Annotated in this window: 14 protein-coding genes; 3 read left to right on the forward strand and 11 right to left on the reverse strand. The window is 43.9% G+C overall.

Annotated elements, in window-relative coordinates:
* Positions 1–452 precede the first annotated feature (452 nt).
* The 9 genes from MHN02_RS17495 to MHN02_RS17535 all read right to left on the reverse strand — a co-directional run bounded on the left by MHN02_RS17495 (position 453) and on the right by MHN02_RS17535 (position 11112).
* Positions 453–983 carry an acyloxyacyl hydrolase gene (locus MHN02_RS17495; protein ID WP_014975262.1) on the reverse strand — a complete coding sequence of 177 codons (531 nt, stop codon included), beginning with the start codon at positions 981–983 and terminating at the stop codon, positions 453–455.
* Positions 984–1119: 136 nt separating this feature from the next.
* A complete protein-coding gene (locus MHN02_RS17500) occupies positions 1120–1950 on the reverse strand; it encodes a transporter substrate-binding domain-containing protein (RefSeq protein ID WP_239247518.1) in 831 nt (276 codons plus the stop codon).
* The gene (locus tag MHN02_RS17505) at positions 1931–2722 is read right to left on the reverse strand and encodes a hypothetical protein (protein ID WP_069943475.1); all 792 of its coding nucleotides are present in this window, start codon (positions 2720–2722) and stop codon (positions 1931–1933) included. The genes MHN02_RS17500 and MHN02_RS17505 overlap by 20 nt, the downstream gene beginning before the upstream one ends.
* A 142-nt stretch (positions 2723–2864) precedes the next feature.
* Positions 2865–5954: an error-prone DNA polymerase gene (locus MHN02_RS17510; protein ID WP_239247520.1), complete on the reverse strand. Its 3090-nt coding sequence runs from the start codon at positions 5952–5954 to the stop codon at positions 2865–2867.
* A gap of 36 nt (positions 5955–5990) precedes the next feature.
* Positions 5991–7478: a DNA polymerase Y family protein gene (locus MHN02_RS17515; RefSeq protein ID WP_239247522.1), complete on the reverse strand. Its 1488-nt coding sequence runs from the start codon at positions 7476–7478 to the stop codon at positions 5991–5993.
* On the reverse strand, positions 7478–8227 hold the full coding sequence (locus MHN02_RS17520) for a recombinase RecA (protein WP_239247523.1): 750 nt from the start codon (positions 8225–8227) through the stop codon (positions 7478–7480). The genes MHN02_RS17515 and MHN02_RS17520 overlap by 1 nt, the downstream gene beginning before the upstream one ends.
* A 247-nt stretch (positions 8228–8474) precedes the next feature.
* Positions 8475–8984, reverse strand: a complete 510-nt coding sequence (locus tag MHN02_RS17525) for a hypothetical protein (protein ID WP_061438886.1) — start codon at positions 8982–8984, stop codon at positions 8475–8477.
* 2 nt (positions 8985–8986) lie between these two features.
* Entirely contained in the window at positions 8987–10738 is a 1752-nt protein-coding gene (locus tag MHN02_RS17530) for a DUF885 domain-containing protein (protein ID WP_239247524.1), read from the reverse strand.
* A gap of 38 nt (positions 10739–10776) precedes the next feature.
* The gene (locus MHN02_RS17535) at positions 10777–11112 is read right to left on the reverse strand and encodes a DUF1820 family protein (RefSeq protein ID WP_061438894.1); all 336 of its coding nucleotides are present in this window, start codon (positions 11110–11112) and stop codon (positions 10777–10779) included.
* A 189-nt stretch (positions 11113–11301) separates the two neighbouring features.
* Between MHN02_RS17535 and MHN02_RS17540 the strand changes: the two genes are divergently transcribed.
* A complete protein-coding gene (locus MHN02_RS17540) occupies positions 11302–12939 on the forward strand; it encodes a M28 family metallopeptidase (protein ID WP_049587523.1) in 1638 nt (545 codons plus the stop codon).
* A gap of 256 nt (positions 12940–13195) precedes the next feature.
* On the opposite strand, the gene slmA is transcribed toward MHN02_RS17540, so the two are convergent.
* Together slmA and coaBC are read right to left on the reverse strand one after the other, a co-directional pair.
* On the reverse strand, positions 13196–13783 hold the full coding sequence (gene slmA, locus MHN02_RS17545; RefSeq protein ID WP_012516568.1) for a nucleoid occlusion factor SlmA: 588 nt from the start codon (positions 13781–13783) through the stop codon (positions 13196–13198).
* A gap of 115 nt (positions 13784–13898) precedes the next feature.
* Positions 13899–15128, reverse strand: coding sequence for a bifunctional phosphopantothenoylcysteine decarboxylase/phosphopantothenate--cysteine ligase CoaBC (gene coaBC / locus MHN02_RS17550; protein WP_014947751.1), 1230 nt, complete (start codon positions 15126–15128; stop codon positions 13899–13901).
* 209 nt (positions 15129–15337) lie between these two features.
* On the opposite strand from coaBC, the gene radC reads away from it, so the two are divergent.
* Together radC and MHN02_RS17560 are read left to right on the forward strand one after the other, a co-directional pair.
* Entirely contained in the window at positions 15338–16015 is a 678-nt protein-coding gene (gene radC / locus MHN02_RS17555; protein WP_014947752.1) for a DNA repair protein RadC, read from the forward strand.
* A 92-nt stretch (positions 16016–16107) separates the two neighbouring features.
* The gene (locus MHN02_RS17560; protein ID WP_014947753.1) at positions 16108–16461 is read left to right on the forward strand and encodes a hypothetical protein; all 354 of its coding nucleotides are present in this window, start codon (positions 16108–16110) and stop codon (positions 16459–16461) included.
* Positions 16462–16533: the final 72 nt, after the last annotated feature.

The following is a 16533-nucleotide window of genomic DNA, read 5'->3' on the forward strand; positions in this document are numbered from 1 at the left end:
TCCGAACTCAGAAGTGAAACGTATTAGCGCCGATGGTAGTGTGGGGTTTCCCCATGTGAGAGTAGGACACTGCCAGGTCCCATTAAGAAGAACCCGCCTTACGGCGGGTTTTTTGCGTCTGGAAGAAACAAAAAATGGGGTCAGAGTACATTAATCCACAATCTTCCCCCTTCAAAACATCAAAAAGGAGTCTGAGTACATTAATACTTCTAATACTCCTCGAAATCAAAACAGCCCTTAACGAAATGCTCGGGAAATGAAAATGTACTCTGACCCCCAATTATGGGCAGCCTGAAGCCTCTATTTCCTTATCATAAAGAGGTTGAGGCACATCATCTCAAATATAGAATAATGGGGTCAGTGTACTTTTTTGAATGAATGATCTTAACAGCGTAACAACACAGCCTAGCGTCGTTGTTTGCAGTGCAGAAATGTACTCTGACCCCATTTCTTTAAAAGTGGTAGGCGTAGGATAGGTTCAGGAAGTCTAATCCGGGGTTGTCATTGTTGAAGCCGCCGTTTGAAAAGTGCATATAGCGCAGTGCGACATGTTGTTTCTTATCGATCTCTACAAACACACCTAATCTGTCTTCGAACTGATAGTTAGATCCAATATCTTTACCAGCGACTTTCTGATTACCTATGTAACTCGCTCCTATCCCCGCTTCTATATATACGGGATATTTGTCATACAGCGTTGAAACCTGTTTCATAAATACAGGAGTTAATGACGCGCCGTAGCTTGTACTATGCGTATCGTTTTCACCATACTCCCACACTACGGCACTCACTTCCCAGTATAGCTTTAGGTCGCCAAACCAATCAGTAGTAAGCGTTTGTTCAAGTGGCCTGTACGCGAAGCGCATACCATCGATATCGTCAAAGCCGTGCATATAATCTACACTCACAGTTTGTTTCGCTTGTACGCTACTTGCGGTGAAAATAATGAAAAAAGAAAATAGAAGTAGTGATGCCTGTTTCATAATTGCTCCTTGATCTGATAATCAACAAGCAAAATTTTTTCCAACTAAAAATTAACTTAATTTCAAAGAGATAATAAAAACTAAATGCCGAACTATTCCACGCGAGTAGTGTAATTTACTGACACTGTTGAAGTTTTTACAAAGGTGTCCAGCGTGTATCTGCACTTACATGTTGCTCTTCCATCAGACGCTCGATCAGTTGCTTTGTATCTTCAATACCATACTTCGCTTTAATTTTATTTATGCTTTCAGATTCTGAAAGTATGAATGTATTGAGCTCGGCAATGATCTCGGGGTGTTTTAAGGTTGATAGCGAAAATGAGACAACGTTGTGTGGCAGGGTTAAATCAGCGGCAAATGGTCCCATTTGCGGAAAGCGACGAGCAACGTTTTTAGCGGCATTATATTCCACATCTAAAGCATCTACTTTATCGCTCTGTAGAAGATTAAGCCCATCATAAATACTGTTTACGCCTATTACCTTAACGGTACCGTTCTTAATTTGCTGTTCCCACTTTACAGGGGAAAATCCGTCTGGCGTGGCAAGTTTTGTGATGTGAGTAATTCCTTTACCAAGGTTATCTGTTTTAACCAAAGTCACGGCGAATGTTTCTGCCAGAGGTTCAGAATACACTTTGTTGAGGCTATGGGTTATTTGATCATACCATCTGGCGTTATCAGGAAAGACAAAGTCTACATTGCCTTTTTTCAATTCTATCTGAAGGCGTTTAACTGGCATGCTCAAGTATACAAAGCGATGTCCGCTTTGCTTTGAGAATGCTTCAAGAATAGCCCAACCCAACCCCTTTTCATGATCCGATGAAAAGTTGTAATACGGATAATATTCAATATTTTGAGCGCCTACGATATAGGTGTCGGCTGAAACAAAAGGACTTGAAAGTGTGCATGTAACTGGCAATACCGCCATTTGCACAAAGCGCCGAATACTATTTCCAAACCTCTTCAATTTTCAATCCTTGTTCTATCAAAAGCTTCTGAGACAACTGCTCGAAAGGGGTTATTCCGTATTTTGTTTTTATACTATCAATTAATTCTGGATTTGAGGATATGAACTTATTAAGTTCACTAATAATGTCTTGATGATAAAGCGTAGATAGGGAAAAAGGAATTTCATTATGTGGAAGCGTCAAATCTAAAGTAAATGCATCTTGCTCATATGATAGAGGAGCAGATCGCTGGCTAACGAAATACTCTAAATCTAACCCGTCTACACGTTCTTGGTACAAAAGCGCCAAGCCTTGTTGAATATCCGTAACCCAAGTTATTTGGGTACGTTGAGTGTCTATTCTTTCTTGCCAATTTACCGGTGTGAAGCCTAACGGCATAGCGAGGTTTTTTATCTTTTCGATGCCTTTCCCAGCGTTCTGTCGTTTTACAATTGTCCCCGTTACTGCGCTGGTTAATGGGAGGGAAAAGTACTTGTCATTTGAAGTTGTAATGCTGTTATACCAGCCTCTATTATCAGGGTATACAAAGTCAACATTACCTTTAACTAACTCAAGTTGAAGCCGTCTTATAGGCAAGCTTAAATACACAAACTCGTGTCCCGAAGCTTCAGAAAAAGCTTCTAAAATTGACCAAGCAACCCCTTTATCTGTTGATGATGCAAAATCGTAATGGGGGAAATAAGCTAAGTTTTGTGCGCCAATCACATATTTATCTGCATAAATATTAAGGCTAAACAAACAGCCAATGAAAAGCCCAATACATCGCATCATTCTAAACTCCAAAATGACTACAGCAATTTACAATATACAAATAAATTATCTTTGAAGCATTTCCTTGAGAGGAAGTTTTTTAATACAAAAATAAATCGCATAGCTATACACCATAATTTATCGTTTTGCGGGTGTAAAATACTCAGTGAAAATCTCTTGAACTTAATGACAGCTTTTCGAGCCACGGCGTCCGATCAATAAGCTTACCTGCGATGATATGAATAACTCCCTCTTTGGAGCGTTCAATAATACCATTTACCTGTAGCAGTTTAGCTTTTAAGAATGTTTGTTGCTGAGCACGAGCGGTAGCTTGCCACACCACAACGTTCATATTGCCTATATCATCTTCTAAAGTTAGAAAGGTAACGCCTGCGGCTGTACCCGGGGCCTGTCGACCTGTTACTGCGCCGAGTACTTTTACAACAGATTTATTGGTCTTGTCTTTAAGCGAATTGGACCAGCTTATGTCTTTAAGCTTATGTTGCTTTTTGAGTAAAGAAATAGGGTGGTTATTTACTGATAAGCCGGTTGAGGCATAGTCTTCAAGTAAGTTTTCTGCCTCGGTCGGTTCAGCACCCAGCGGTGTGGCATTTTTATCTGCATAAAAATCGTCAGTATCAAACAGTGGTAAACGCGTTTGAGTATCCATAATTCGCCAGCGGGTTTCATATCGATTGCCTGAAATCGTGCGAAGGGCATCGGCGCTGGCCAGTGCCTCTAGTTCGTGACTTTTAAGCGATAGCTGCTGTAATTGTTCAACATTGGTGTAGCTTTTGTCTGAACGGTTTTCCACGATAAGCTGAGACGATGCTTCACTTAAGCCTTTAATAAGCTTAAGACCAAGCTGAATGTATTTTTCTTGGCCTTGTACCACCAGAGAATGCTCAACGTCAGACTGGTTAACACAAGGCGCTTCTACCCGTATGTGGTGACGCTTAGCGTCTTGAACTAACTGAGACGGAGAATAAAACCCCATGGGCCAGCTATTTAACAGCGCTACGTAGAACTCAACGGGAAAGTAAAACTTCAACCAGCAAGACACATAAGCTAATACGGCAAAAGATGCTGAGTGCGATTCAGGAAAGCCGTAACCTGCAAAGCCTTTTATTTGTTCAAATAAGTTGTGGGCGAACGTATTGTCATAGCCTTTGTCCGTCATACCTCTAATAAGCTTGTCTCTGAACTCAAAAATTCTACCGTCTTTTTTCCAGCTCGCCATGGCGCGACGCAGTTGATCGGCTTCTCCGCCACTGAAGCCAGCTGCAACCATGGCAAGCTGAATCACTTGCTCTTGAAAGATAGGCACGCCCATGGTGCGAGACAGAACTTTCTCCACATCTTTAGATGGGTAGCTAATGGTTTCGTTACCGTGTCGGCGTATCAAATAAGGGTGGACCATATCACCCTGAATCGGACCTGGCCGTACAATGGCTATTTGTACGACCAAATCGTAATAGCGACGAGGTTTGAGCCTTGGCAGCATAGACATCTGAGCCCGTGATTCTATTTGAAAAACGCCTACCGTATCGGCCCGACAAATCATATCGAAAACCTGTTTGTCATCTCCAAGCTTAGTAATGAACGGAATACTGGTTTCAACAGGGTATTGTTTATTGATAAGAGAGAATGCGCGGCGTATAGCGCTTAACATCCCAAGCGCCAGTACATCCACTTTTAAAAGGCCTAAGGTTTCAATGTCGTCCTTATCCCACTGAATAATAGTGCGCTCTTCCATCGCGGCGTTCTCGACAGGAACAAGATCGTAGAGCGGCCCTGCGCTAATAACAAAACCACCTACGTGTTGCGACAAGTGTCGGGGCGTGCCGAGTAAAGCTTCGGTAAGGGTAATTAACTGCAGTACTCTAGGCTCCTCAGGATTTAGCCCAAGCCCTGCCAGTTGAGATTTCCACGGAATAACGCTGTCTCGGCGATTAATCTGCTTTACCACAAAATCAAGCTGTGATTCGCTAAAGCCCAGCGCCTTGCCCACATCTTTAAACGCTGACTTGAAGCGATAGCAAATAACCGTAGCCGCGATAGCGGTTCTTTCCCGGCCGTACTTTTGATAAATGTATTGGATGACCTCTTCACGGCGTTGATGCTCAAAATCCACATCAATATCTGGCGGTTCGTTACGCTCTTTGGAAATAAAACGCTCGAACAGCACACTTATTTGCCTTGGGTCTACTGCGGTTATTTCCAAGCAATAGCACACTACCGAGTTGGCCGCAGAGCCGCGCCCTTGATACAAAATACGTTGTCGCTTGGCAAACTGAACAATGTCGTAAATGGTTAAAAAGAAATACTCATACTCTTGCTCGGCAATAAGCGTAAGTTCTTTTTCTATGGTTTGGCGAATATCAGGGGTTATACCTTCAGGAAAGCGCACTTTTATACCGGCCTCTACACGTTCCCGCAAATACGAAGTGGGCGTATACCCTTCAGGTACAAGCTCCGCAGGATAGTGGTAGCGCAGCTCTTCTAAAGAAAATGTGAATCCGTGAGCAAGGGCATTGGTATTGGCAATCCATTTTTCAGGGTAAAGCTTCTTAATTTTTTGTACGGTTCGCAGACTACGCTCTGCATTACTCAACGCATCCCGACCTATTTTGTCTACACTGGTATGCACGTTAATAGCATGCAATACATGTTGAAGCGGCAGTCTGTCAGCGTGATGCATGAGTACACCTGTACAGGCAATAACAGGAAAAGGATAGGCAGACTGCAGATGATTGTAATGCGCAAACCTGTGGTGATCCCTTCCGTCTAATAGGCGCTGAGCGCCAATATAGGCATCAATGCTCGGGTGTTTTTGCAGCCATTCAGCCCAATGCTTGTCTTTAGCTTCTTTGCCGCTTGGTAGCCAAATGAATTTGCAATGGCGAATGGTACGCAAGTCCCACTCAGCTAGTTGGTATTCACCTTTATCAGAGCGACGCCTCGCGTTAGTAATAATTCGGCATAGTTCGCTATAGGCTGCTTTGTTCGGGCACAACAGCACAAAAGATAAAGTGTCATCAAATACAAAGTAACTACCCACAATAAGCGTAATCGGTAGGCCCTGATGCTTAATTTCGTCGAAAGCCCGTACCACTCCCGCTACTGAGCATTCATCGGTAATGGCAAGTGCGTCGTAACCAAGGAAAGAAGCCGTGGTAACAAGCTCTGCGGGGGAAGAGGCACCGCAAAGAAAACTATAATTGCTTTGGCAAAAGAGCTCACTGTATTTCATGATATTGCCTTTACCTTTTTCTTTAACCGCATACCGCTAGCAAAAAAGGCCCTGCACCCACCAGCGGCTCTCTTCATCTTTAAACACTAAAAGCTTTACGCATTGCTCAGTTTGGGCGATGAAATAATCACGCTTTGTTGGGCTGTCATGCCACCACTCGCTATGTAATCGCACGGGGCCAAAGCAAATTTGGGTAGCCTGAATAAGCGGTTTAGGTACATCAAAAGTGAAGGTGGGCGTAATGTCACTGCTATAAGCATAATTACGGGTGCAGTTACCGGTGCTCGACTCCGTCACCGTCATATATTCAAACTGATGGCTGTCGGCAGCGCGAGGTTGAAACGTACTGTTATCGCCTAGCTTCGCGTTTAAGCGCCCAATTAATTGCTTTTGTGCAATATCGTTAAATCTGTCGCTAAAAAAGTCGCCATTCTGCGTATCCATTTCTTCAAATTGCTGACAGGTAAGCGCAATGGCTGTAGCTGGCTCAGGCAACACCAGATTCTCAGTTTTAAGACTAAACAAGGGCAGCCAACTTTGTACTGAAGACTGAGGCAGTGCCGAACGTATATTAATATCCATTACAGGTGCTTCTCTGAAATGAATATGTACACTGATGCTGGATGTATATAAGTTTCTTGCCCGTAAATAGTGAGACAAATGCTCAAACTGCTGGCTGACAAAAGGGGTTAGATGCTGCGTGTTTTCAATATCAAAAGGCAATAGGATAAAGTTATCGAAGTGCTCCAAAGGCCTAAATAACGTAACCCGTGGAAAGGTTTCTCCCCTTAACGCAGTAAGATACATAATAGTGTTATTGTCAAAGCGCCGACCCAGTTCTTGTACCGGCATTGCCAACAGCTGTTGTACGCAGGAAACGCCCACCCTTGCCAACGAGTCAATGACTTTAGGTGATAGAGCCGTAATAGAAAGCGGGCACGTACTTAGCGCTTTTTTTATGTCATCGGATGTATGCAAGTAGGTATTAAATTTATGAAGCGCTAATACTTTTGCGGCCTCAATTGTCCATGCGCTAGCAAAATGATAGCGAATATTTGCTTCAGCCAGAGCTTGAGTTAATGTTTTCCACAGTGGCGTATGGCCGCCATAGTAATGAGTTAGGTTATCTAGCCTTACTGCCAGACCGCTGACACTATTCGAGTGAATGTGGTTGTCTAATACGATGTCAGAAGCCAGTGGGTAAAGCCGATGGGCTAACTGCGTCAGCATATGCTTTTCGGCTTCTTCACTGAAAGGCAGAATATGTACGTAAGGGCATAGCGCCGCCGCTTGAGCTAGCCCATGCCCAATTTCAATGCCTTCTTTTTTCGCAATATCATTACACTGCGTAATTTTGTTTGTTTTACTGCAGTACACTGCAACGGGAGTATTCGACGCTAACGCTGAATACTGGTTGTTAGTTTCGTGCTTCGGCAATTGGCTATGTGCACGCTTACTTCTAGCCGCTTTGATATGGCTGTCTAAAGTAAGTTGATAGCAATGAATATAAGCCCACAGCATCATTAGCTCACAGAGTGTAATGCCTGATCGGAAAGCGTGTTGTGTGCCATGGCCCATTTAATGGCGTGATTGTCGGGGGTCCACCGATGGGATATAACAATGTTATCTTTGGGCCACCCATGACGCTGCTTGCGTATGTTCACCGCCAAAGCGTGGGGTTTACCTTTTAGCGCAATATCCAACGTAATGGGTAATGCACTGTCGCTTTCATTCGACAGGTTGGCTTGTGAATCACTTGAGCTGGCCTTCGGGTAACCTAACTGTGAGGCCTGCTGTTGCGGTGGAGTATACAGTAAGCACAGCGCATCATTATGCGTTGCCGCTACCTGCAGGCGTCGCGCTTCTTTTTGATTTACAGCATTACTCCACAGCACTACGCAGTGGCAAGCCGTACTTTTTAAACATTGCTCTGCTGCCCACAACGACTCTTGTTCAGAACCTGGTTTTACTACCAGCACTTGTTGCGCTTTAAGCCCCAAATTTTCTAACCACGGCGACTGTAGTAGCCCGGGAGGGTTAATAAATACCACCAGCTTATGCGTACGGTGTTGGCATATAACCTGTTTAAAGAGTGAAAGTTCACCCATGCCGGTTAACGAAGAGATACGGACAAGGCCTGTAGATGTAACGCCACCGTTAAGTGCTTTATCCAGACGCGGAAAACCCAGTGAAAACTTGGTTTCACTTTGTCTCTGATCTCTGGCCCGCCAAATATGCGGGTGGTTATTAAGCACGGATAACGATTTATTCATGGCACTCAAAATAAACTGTATTTTTATACAGTATTATAGTGCCGCAATAACCCTTTTCAAGACAAAAGGTTTTTGACTTGTTGTTTTAAACGCTAACTTACTGATTAGTTTGGAAAGGTAAAAAGATTAAACTTTTAAAAGAGTGGGAACATGGCTAGGGTCGCAGGCCTTACTACATAGCAAAGCAGACGACCCTGCCATACAGTTAGCGCTGTATAAGCGCTAACGAGAGACATAGAGTAAAATGTTACTCTTCAGATGGTTCTTTTTGAGCCTTTGTAGTCGTGCCACTTACTGTTGCTGTAACGGTTTGGCAAAAAGCAATGAAGCCGTCGGCCGTATTTTTTGACCACACCATACGTACGTTGCTAGGGAGTGCTTTCACCACCTCACGAATTTCCTCAAGCGTCACTTCTTCATTAAGCAGCACCTTATTCAGTGACTCCTCAAATGACATCCCTTTCTCACAACAGGCCATGACGATAGTCGAAAAGTTGCGCATAAGCGGGTGCAGCGCATTGTATTGAGTTTGGTCGATAAGGCGGCTTTTATAGGCGCTTTCAATACGCGCAGTAAGATTTTTCTCCAACGCATCTGTAACAAGAACAAGGTTGCGATAAGCATACGTAACCTTGTTGTTGGTCTGTTTATTCGAGTGACGCAATAGCGCCAGCTCTTTCTGTAAATTCTGCGCTCGCAGCACAAAGTAAATTAAAAACAGGATAAGTAATCCAATAACACCAAATGCAACGATCATGTTTATTGTGCCTTTTGTTCTTCTATAAACGTATTGATGTTTTGCTCCAAGATAAACAATGGAACTGAGCCGTTTTCTAACACGGCGCGGTGGAATTTACGCACATCAAAACGCTCGCCTAATGCTTTCTCTGCCTTCTTGCGAAGGCCTTTAATTTTGATTTCACCAATCTTGTAAGACAAGGCTTGCGCTGGCCAAGAGATATAGCGGTCTATTTCAGTATTTACGTTGTGTTCTGAAAGCGCGGTGTTTTCCATCATATAATCAACCGCTTGTTGACGACTCCAGCCCATCGTGTGCATACCGGTATCCACAACCAAGCGACACGCACGCCACATTTCGTAGCTTAAGCGACCGAAGTTGTCGTACGGCGTTTCGTAAATACCTGCTTCAATACCCAAAAACTCAGAGTACAGACCCCAGCCTTCACCAAACGCTGAAATATAGGTGTTACGACGTACCATAGGTAAGTCTTCAAGCTCTGCTGCCAACGATATTTGAAGGTGATGGCCAGGCACTGCTTCGTGTAAGGTCAGTGCAGGCAATGCATACAAAGGGCGCTTATCGAGGGCATACGTGTTTACCCAGTAATATCCTGGCTGATCATCGCGGCTGGGATGAATGTAACGGCCCGTTGTATATTTGGGCGCGATAGCGTCTGGTACAGGCGCTACACCGTAGGGTGTTCTTGGCAGATACTCAAAGAGCGAAGGAAGTTTTGCGTCCATTTTCTTTGCAATAAACGACGCCTCTTTTAGTAAATCTTCAGCGCTGGTGGCATAGAATTGCGGGTCTTCGCGTAAAAACGTAATGAATTCGTTAATGTCGCCATCAAAGCCAAGCTCATCCACAATTTGCTGCATTTGCGCGCGAATGCGTTTTACTTCAGACAACCCTAAATCATGGATTTCCTGAGGCGTCATATCCGTGGTGGTGTAATGCTTGGCTCTATTGGCGTAATACGCCACGCCATCAGGCCAGTTATTCGCGGCAATATCTTCACGGGCATTAGGAATGTATTCATCTACCATGAAGTCGTAGAACATTTGATACGCAGGCAATACGCTGCTGGTTATGGCAGCATTGCCTTGCTCCGTTAGCGCTGATTTTTGCTCGGCAGTAAAGTACTCTGGAAAACGGGTAAATGGAGAATAAAAGCCACTGTCCTCGGCATTTTCAACAATGTATGACGCCACCGAGTTCTCAAACCCTTTCAGCACGACTTTAGGCTGCGTGTAGTCTTCTTTTAGCGCCTGTTTCATATACGCAATTTGTTGGTCAAAATAAGGCTTAAGCGCATTTAGGCGGCTAATGTAGGCCTGATAATCTTCTACGCGCTTAAAGGTGGATAAATTAGGAAGCGAGGCCATTGCACCGTGAAAGCCATATTCTGAATTGATCGGCACTAAATGCGCGCGATACGTATATTCGTCCACATAGTTAGCTAAACGATATTGTTGCATCAGCAAGGCAATATAAGCATCAGTAGAGATGTCTTCTTTTTTATACTGACTTAAGGCCTTTTGAAAAGTACGCCATTGTTCATTTTGTGCTTTCAGGGCTTTGGGAGAGTTGTCTGGTAATACGTGAGCGAGTGAAGTATCGCCTTCGCGAGAAGCTAGAAGCGGGGAAACCGAAAGCTCGTATTGCCAAATGTCATCAAGTAGTTGATACAAGCTTTCATCGTTAAGGTCCTTTGCAGATGAGCTAACGCTGCAAATAAATAATAATGCTGCTAAAACATAGCGATACATAAGGGTCTCCGGCAACCTTCACCGGAATGACCCGGCGGTTACTCTTTCGTTGGTGTATATATTGGACTAGGGAAAGCAGTTACTTTATCAGATTTATTTTCTAATTTAGTAATTTTGGCTGAACCTTTTTTATTTACGGCGTCAATGCGCAAAATGTTGTGCATCGGTACATAAGTTTTTGTTACTTCAGAAAATTCGGTTTTCAACCTTTCATGACTAGGGTCTACAACAACACTTGTGTGAGTATCCCACACAAAGTCACCTATCTCGATAAAGCCAAACAAAGCGCCCTGCATAAGGCTTTTCACGTATAACTCATAGCGCTCACCGTTGCTGATGAACTGAACGCGGTAAAGAATGTCGTCTTTTGACATAGATGCTGCTCTTCACTAAAAAAATATAAAAACACCCGGAAGCTGAGCCGGCATGCGACTGGCAATTTTACCTTGCTCATAAAATGCGAGCAACGGTAGGAAACACATGGTAAACGTAAGCAGTTTAATGGTATTCCGCCTATTAACTGCGTTACCATGATGCACACTTAGTTATATGGTGAAATTAGAATGATAAAAAAACTCCTTATAGGTAGTGCAATGACAGCAATGACCTTTGCTGCTACTGCCCATAACCACGCATCGACAGACAATGCTTTTAACCCTGATACACAGCGAATCAAATCGCACCTGTTTTTCCTAGCAGATGATTTGCTTGAAGGTCGTGACACGGGCTCTCGTGGCCATGAAATTGCGGCGCTATATATTGCGACCGAATTTGCTAAATATGGTTTGAAGCCAGCGGGTACAGACGGCTACATGCAAAACGTAGCGTTTCGCAAAGCGAATCTGGTTCAAGAGTCTCCCAAGTTTACTTTCACGCAAAACGGCGAAACCGTCGAGTTTGATTATCCGAAAGAGTATTTAGCTAGCCCAAGTTTGCTTAGCACTGAAGCTAATGTAAAAGGTGAAATGGTCTTTGTGGGCTACGGCATTGTGGCTGATGAGCTATCTCACAACGATTACAAAGACTTAGATGTAAAAGGTAAGGTTGTTGTAGCGCTTGCTGGTAAGCCAAGCGACTTTCCATCAGAAGAGGGCGCTCACTTTGCGTCTGGCTATCAAAAGCAAAAGTATGCGGTAGACAATGGCGCTATTGGCATGATCACTATCACAACGCCTAAAAATGAAAAGGTACGCCCTTATCAAAGCCGTTTGAACTACATCCATACGCCGCGTATGGCATGGTTAGACGACAGTGGTCAGCCTGCAAACAGTTTTTCTCAGCTTAAAGGTGGCGCTTACATGAGTGAAGGCGCTGCACGTAAGTTATTTGAAGGCGCAGAAAAGAGCCTTGATGACGTTTATGCACAGCTTGAAGCCGACAAAGTACCGCAAGGCTTTGCGTTAAACGGTGTGGTTGATATCAGTAAGACGAGCGTACACGACACCATCACTAGCCCAAATGTTGTGGGTGTACTTGAAGGTTCTGACCCAGAGCTTAAAAACGAGTATGTGGTTTTCTCTGCTCACTCTGACCATATCGGTTTTGCCAAGACCGTGAAGAAAGACAACATTAACAATGGCGCCATGGACAATGCCTCTGGTACGTCAGTGATGTTAGAAACTGCACGCCTGTTTAGCGAAATGGAAGAAAAGCCAAAGCGCTCAATTCTGTTCGTGTCGGTAACGGGTGAAGAGAAGGGCCTGCTAGGTGCAGACTATTTTGCTCGTAATCCAACTGTACCGGTTACTTCAATGGTGGCGAACGTAAATCTAGATATGCCAATTTTGACTTACGAGTTTGCAGACGTTATTGCGTTTGGCGCGAACCACAGTGATTTGCAAGAATCAGTGGAAAAAGCGGCGGCGAATGCCAACATTGAACTAAGCCCTGACCCATGGCCTGAGCAAGCGTTATTCACTCGCTCAGATCACTATGCGTTTGTAAAGCAAGGTGTGCCTTCAGTGTTTATGGTGCCGGGTCTGAAGTCTAAAGATCCTAACGTAGATGGCAGCAAGGTGTTTGGTCAGTTCTTATCTACGCACTACCATAAGCCTAGCGACGACATTAACCAGCCATTCAACTGGAATGCGGCAGAGACTTTCACCAAGGTTAACGCGCAAATTGGTTGGACACTAGCAAACCAAAAGAACAAGCCTAAGTGGAACGACGGCGATTTCTTTGGAAACACGTTTAGCAAGTAAGTCCATATTTATTAAACATTAAAAAGCAGCATTTTTATGCTGCTTTTTTTGTGCCTGTAGCTTACGGACAGTGACTGAAATAATGAATTATGTGCATGTTGGAACGCTGAGGGCTGAGCTCGGCAGCTATTTGATTTCATCACACTTTTCACATTAATTTTGAAAGGTGTCAATGCAATATAGGATGGGAACAAGCAAGAAAAAAGGCGCTTGAAAGCGCCTTAGTCGTAACCCTTAGTCGTAACTTAGTTGGGTTCTAAACAAACATTTGCTTGAAAGCAGCCCATTGTTCATTGAACTGCTCTGTTGGCTTACGCGTAAATCCACTACGGATAAAGCCATTAATACGGCCATCGGTGTAGCAAATCATCATGTTGGCGATAATCGCTTCATCTGCAGAAAGGGTTTTACCTTCGCGTAGCTTGCGCTCTCTTAGCACTTGTTTAAGCTGCGTTTCTAAACGCTCGAAAAGCTTTGCTATGCGCGCGCGCAACCGGTCTTGTTCACCCATTAACGCATCACCATTTAATATTCGAGTAATACCCGGGTTCTTCTCAGCAAAGCCCAAAATAAGATGAAGAATAAGCTGACAACGCGTAAGCGAGTCTTTCTCTTCATTCACAATCTTATTGATGCGCGTGAAAAGTGTTTCTTCAATAAACTCGATAAGCCCTTCAAACATTCGCGCTTTACTTGGAAAGTGACGGTAAAGTGCCGCTTCAGACACTCCCACTTTTTCCGCTAATTTAGCAGTAGTGATACGTTGACCTGGGCTGGTTTCTAACATTCCAGCAAGTGCTTGCAGAATTTGAGCTCTGCGATTTGTTTTTTTGACAGCAGGCATGACGAAAGTATTTCCTCCGCTAACGAGTTATAGCAACTCGGGCTCCATGTTAAGTTGGCTTACACCAAAGCGTTTATATTTATCGTTTTTATTATCGACACTTAATAAGCATCTGTTAGTTTTTATTGTTTAAAGCGTAGCGCTCTGCAATAAGTGCAAGTAATTGACCCGCTAACTCGCTTTTACTGGTTGCAGGTAATCGTTTATCACCATCTTGCCATATTACGTGCAGTGCATTTTTATCACTGTTAAACCCCAGACCCTCGGCAGTAATATCGTTAGCCGCAATCATGTCTAGCTTCTTTTTGGCTAGCTTCGAACGCGCATAATCTTCTACATTTTGGCTTTCGGCCGCAAAGCCCACACAAAATGGTCTGTCTTGGCTGGTGGATATAGTTGCTAGAATATCAGGGTTTTTAACAAAAGTAAGTGTTAACTCATCACCGGTTTTCTTAATTTTATTGTCGGCAACGCTCACGGCCTTGTAATCTGCTACAGCAGCCGTACTAATAAATATATCTGTGGAGGCTTTAAGCGTTTGACAAGTATTAAGCATTTCATCTGCGGTAGTGACATTAATACGGTCACAGCGTTCGGGCGTTTCAAGCGACACAGGACCTGCCACTAAGGTTACATTTGCCCCCGCGAGTGCTGCTGCCTGAGCGATGGCAAACCCCATCTTTCCTGAGCTGTGATTTGAAATATATCGTACAGGGTCCAAAGGCTCTCTGGTTGGCCCCGCTGTTATCGTAATATTCTTTCCCGATAAGGCCTTTAGCGACGAAGAAAGGGACAAAGCGTCTCTCTCTGCGTCATTTATTACATTGGCAATATCAACAGGCTCAACCATTCGACCTGAACCCACATCGCCACAGGCTTGTTCACCACTTGCTGGGCCAATAAAGGTTACGCCGTGCTCTTTTAAAATATCAATGTTGCGCTTTGTTGCTACCGCTTTCCACATTTGTTGATTCATGGCAGGAGCAATAAAGAGTTTCGCTGTTGTTGCAAGGTACAGTGTAGTCAGCAAGTCATCTGCCATACCGTGAGCAAGCTTAGCAATGGTGTTTGCGGTTGCGGGTGCAACAAGTAGGATATCAGCCCACTTTGCCAATTCAATATGCCCCATTGCGGCTTCAGCAGCAGGATCAAGCAGCTGGCGATGCACTGGATTTCCTGACACAGCCTGAAGTGATAATGAACTAACGAACTCTGCGGCAGAGTCTGTTAGAACCACACGCACGTTTGCGCCTAACGCAGTAAGCTTGCGCACAAGATCGGGTGCTTTATAAGCGGCAATCCCGCCAGTAACACCTAGCAAAATATTTTTATTAGCAATAGACATAGAAGAACACAAAATCTCGAAATTAGCGTTAGCCTACCATGGTGACAAAAAATCGGATAGCTGAACGAAAGTAGGTCTTGTTTCGACAGTGGCATGTAAACAGTGCCTACAGGTGTCAAAAATCAATAATAAACCCGCCTTTTATACAGTCGTTTCTTTGTCACCATTCATCTATAAACAACCTTTTATAGAATAGTCGGGCTAGATGAATGTCGATAAAAGTATGGCCAAAGAATGAAAGGCCAAGAGAAAAATTATTGCAGCACGGGGCTGAAAGCTTAAGTGATGCTGAACTCATCGCTGTCTTGCTGGGAAAAGGTGTGAAAGGAAAAAGCGCTGTGTCTGTAGCACATGAACTTCTCAACGAGCTAGGCTGCTTACGGGGTGTGGTAACAGCAACGAAAGAACGGTTTGCCAAAATAACGGGAGTTGGACCGTGCAAGTATGCGCAGTTTCAGGCGGGCTTTGAAATATTTAAACGCAATTTGGAAATAAAGCTGAAGCGTCAGGACGTTTTTAATAATGTAGATGATACTAAACGTTATCTACAGGCAAAGCTAAGAGACTGTGAACGTGAGAAGTTCGCGCTTTTAATGCTTGATAGCCAACATCAGCTTATTGCTTTTCGCACTATGTTTAACGGTACGATAAACAGTGCAGCGGTCTATCCAAGAGAATTGATCAAACAAGTAATGATCGATAATGCAGCCGCGATCATTTTGGTTCATAATCATCCTTCAGGCGTTGCTGAGCCTAGTCATGCGGATATAAGATTAACCGCAGAGATCAAAAGCGCAATGGCGTCGATCGATGTGCCAGTTTTAGATCATTTTGTGGTTGGTGATAAAGAAACTGTTTCATTCGCACAGCGAGGCTTGTTAAGATAAGAAATCTAAGTCATTTGTCGATTATAATCTAGTCAAATGGTTGAAAATGATTTAGCATAGGATTTAGTGGGTTATTTTATTAAAGGACTGTTATGAAGAAGTCAATCATTGCATTATTTGCAGCTGCAACTATGGTTGCAGGCGTTAACGCACAAGACGGTGAAGGTGGTAGTGGTACTACTGGCATCGGCGGCGTAAGCGGCGGTATGATCGCGTCTGGTGTTGTTGTTGCGGGTATCGTTGCGGGTGTTGTAAACAACAACTCTGCTGATGCACCAGGAAATGGCGGCACTACTCCAGGTCAACCTACTTGTGAAGGTGACGACCAAATCGTTGATGGTGTGTGCGTAGGTACAACCGAAACTGTTACTGTAACTACCTCTGGTTCTGTAACAAAAACCATCACCGTACCTGTTACATTTACTTACGCACCGACCGTACAGTAAATTTAAGAGTATTCGAAAAAGCCGCTTTTTTTAGCGGCTTTTTTTATTTTTATAGCAAAGTTCATTTGTTTT

Origin of the sequence: Alteromonas sp. CNT1-28, assembly GCF_022348345.1 — a bacterium.
Taxonomy (GTDB): domain Bacteria; phylum Pseudomonadota; class Gammaproteobacteria; order Enterobacterales; family Alteromonadaceae; genus Alteromonas; species Alteromonas macleodii.